The 3,280-nt window shown below is 67.3% G+C and carries 3 protein-coding genes; all 3 read left to right on the forward strand.

Annotation, left to right across the window (positions count from 1 at the left end):
- The first annotated feature begins 317 nt into the window (after positions 1-317).
- Positions 318-923 (forward strand): ATP-dependent Clp protease proteolytic subunit, encoded by a 606-nt coding sequence (locus ACFWI9_RS12165; RefSeq protein ID WP_338678261.1) that lies wholly within the window; start codon positions 318-320, stop codon positions 921-923.
- A gap of 77 nt (positions 924-1,000) precedes the next feature.
- Complete coding sequence (locus tag ACFWI9_RS12170) at positions 1,001-1,678, forward strand: ATP-dependent Clp protease proteolytic subunit (RefSeq protein ID WP_387161110.1); 678 nt, start codon at positions 1,001-1,003, stop codon at positions 1,676-1,678.
- A gap of 147 nt (positions 1,679-1,825) precedes the next feature.
- Positions 1,826-3,109 (forward strand): ATP-dependent Clp protease ATP-binding subunit ClpX, encoded by a 1,284-nt coding sequence (gene clpX / locus ACFWI9_RS12175; RefSeq protein ID WP_338676672.1) that lies wholly within the window; start codon positions 1,826-1,828, stop codon positions 3,107-3,109.
- Positions 3,110-3,280: the final 171 nt, after the last annotated feature.

Consider the following 3,280-nt stretch of genomic DNA (forward strand, 5'->3'; position numbering starts at 1 on the left):
CCTTTCGGCCGCCGCCTGGTCCCGCAAGGCCCCCGGCCCGGGGGCCCGCGCGCCATGGGCCGGGCCGTGCCGGGCCGGCTGGGGGCGGGAGGGCCCCTGTCCGGCATGCGCGGCCCGGCCCCGCCCACCTTGCGCTCCCAGCGAACAGTTCCGGAACCGGGATGGCGCCCGCCCACCAGCGCGTTAGGGTCCATGAATACGAGGGCAGGGGAGTACCCGCCCCCGGGATCACCCCGGGGAGTCGCCCCGGTAGTACTACAGACGCTGAGACGGCCGCAGCCGTCAGAGACGAGCAGGTGGATTACGTGACGATTCTGATGCCTAACGCCGCCGGTGAGCCGTCCATCGGTGGGGGCCTCGGTGACCAGGTCTACAGCCGGCTGCTCGGCGAGCGCATCATCTTCCTGGGCCAGCAGGTCGACGACGACATCGCCAACAAGATCACGGCGCAGCTCCTTCTCCTGGCCGCCGACCCGGAGAAGGACGTCTACCTCTACATCAACAGCCCCGGTGGCTCGGTGACGGCCGGTATGGCGATCTACGACACCATGCAGTACATCCCGAACGACGTCGTCACCATCGGCATGGGCATGGCGGCCTCGATGGGCCAGTTCCTGCTCACCGGCGGCACCGCGGGCAAGCGCTTCGCGCTCCCGCACACCGACATCCTCATGCACCAGGGCTCCGCCGGTATCGGCGGCACCGCGTCGGACATCAAGATCCAGGCCGAGTACCTGCTGCGCACCAAGCAGCGGATGGCGCAGATCACCGCGCACCACTCCGGCCAGTCGGTCGAGACGATCATCCGCGACGGCGACCGCGACCGCTGGTTCACGGCTGAGGAAGCCAAGGACTACGGGCTCATCGACGAGATCATCTCCGCTGCCTCGGGCGTTCCGGGCGGCGGCGGCACCGGCGCCTGAGGCCGCCCGCCCCGCCCCCGGGCCCGCTCCGGCCGCCCTCGGCCTTCCAGACTTCCAGCCCGCGAAACGCCACCAGGATGGTGAACACCCACATGCAGAACAACCTCTCCGCGAGCGGCCTCTACACGGGCCCGCAGGTGGACAACCGCTACGTCGTCCCCCGCTTCGTCGAGCGCACCTCCCAGGGCGTGCGCGAGTACGACCCGTACGCGAAGCTCTTCGAGGAGCGTGTGATCTTCCTCGGCGTGCAGATCGATGACGCCTCCGCCAACGACGTCATGGCGCAGCTGCTGTGCCTGGAGTCGATGGACCCGGACCGTGACATCTCGATCTACATCAACAGCCCGGGCGGCTCCTTCACCGCGCTGACCGCGATCTACGACACGATGCAGTTCGTGAAGCCGGACATCCAGACGGTGTGCATGGGCCAGGCGGCCTCCGCCGCCGCTGTGCTGCTGGCCGCCGGTACCCCCGGCAAGCGGATGGCCCTGCCGCACGCCCGGGTGCTCATCCACCAGCCGTCCTCGCAGACCGGCCGTGAGCAGCTCTCCGACCTGGAGATCGCCGCGAACGAGATCCTGCGCATGCGCGTGCAGCTCGAGGAGATGCTGGCCAAGCACTCGTCCACGCCGATCGAGAAGGTCCGCGACGACATCGAGCGCGACAAGATCCTCACCGCCGAGGACGCCCTGGCGTACGGCCTGGTCGACCAGATCGTGTCGACCCGTAAGAGCACGGCCGCATCGGCCGCCTGACAGAGGCCAAGCGTCCCTTGGCGTGGCGCACGTCAAATGTGAACCACGCCAAGGGGGGCCCGAACGAGGGGCCCGGCAAGGTACCGTCGGATATGAGGCACCAGGAGCCGCTGAACCAAGCGCTCCCAGGCGAAGGGGAAGCACCTCGTGGCACGCATTGGTGATGGCGGCGATCTGCTCAAGTGCTCGTTCTGCGGAAAGAGCCAGAAGCAGGTGAAGAAGCTCATCGCAGGCCCCGGGGTGTACATCTGCGACGAGTGCATCGACCTCTGCAACGAGATCATCGAGGAGGAACTCGCCGAGACCTCCGAGGTGCGGTGGGAGGAGCTCCCCAAGCCGCGCGAGATCTACGAGTTCCTCGAGGGTTACGTCGTCGGGCAGGAGCCCGCGAAGAAGGCCCTCTCGGTCGCGGTGTACAACCACTACAAGCGCGTCCAGGCCGGTGAGAACGGCGGTGGGCAGGGCCGGGACGACGCGATCGAGCTCGCGAAGTCCAACATCCTGCTCCTCGGCCCCACCGGCTCGGGCAAGACGCTGCTCGCCCAGACGCTGGCCCGGATGCTCAACGTCCCGTTCGCCATCGCGGACGCCACGGCGCTCACCGAGGCGGGCTATGTCGGCGAGGACGTCGAGAACATCCTGCTGAAGCTGATCCAGGCCGCTGACTACGACGTCAAGAAGGCCGAGACCGGGATCATCTACATCGACGAGATCGACAAGGTCGCCCGTAAGAGCGAGAACCCGTCGATCACCCGTGATGTCAGCGGCGAGGGCGTCCAGCAGGCCCTGCTGAAGATCCTGGAGGGCACCACCGCCTCCGTACCGCCGCAGGGCGGCCGCAAGCACCCGCACCAGGAGTTCATCCAGATCGACACGACGAACGTGCTGTTCATCGTGGGTGGTGCCTTCGCCGGTCTGGAGAAGATCATCGAGGCGCGGGCAGGCGCCAAGGGCATCGGTTTCGGCGCCACGATCCGCTCCAAGCGGGAGATCGAGGCGAGCGACCAGTTCCAGGAGGTCATGCCCGAGGACCTGGTGAAGTTCGGCATGATCCCCGAGTTCATCGGCCGTCTCCCGGTCATCACCTCGGTGCACAACCTGGACCGCGAGGCCCTGCTGAAGATCCTTGTAGAGCCGCGCAACGCGCTGGTCAAGCAGTACCAGCGGCTGTTCGAACTCGACGGCGTGGAGCTGGACTTCGACCGCCCGGCGCTCGAGGCGATCGCCGACCAGGCGATCCTGCGCGGTACGGGCGCCCGTGGACTCAGGGCCATCATGGAAGAGGTCCTGATGTCGGTGATGTACGAGGTGCCGTCCCGCAAGGACGTGGCACGCGTGGTCATCACGGCGGACGTGGTGCACAACAACGTCAACCCGACCCTGGTGCCCAGGATCGTGAAGCACGACGGCCGGCACGAGAAGTCGGCCTAGCTCCCCGTACACGGCCCGTACATGAGAGGGCGCCCGCCGATGGATGTGATCGGCGGGCGCCCGCACGGGTACGCCAGCGGGGCGGGCCGGCCAGTCAGTTATACACATCAGACGCAGCCGACGATATAACGAGAGTATATCTCGCGTGGCCCCGTCTCAATAAAAACTCGC

Source organism: Streptomyces sp. NPDC127084 (genome assembly GCF_042724175.1).
Classification (GTDB): domain Bacteria; phylum Actinomycetota; class Actinomycetes; order Streptomycetales; family Streptomycetaceae; genus Streptomyces.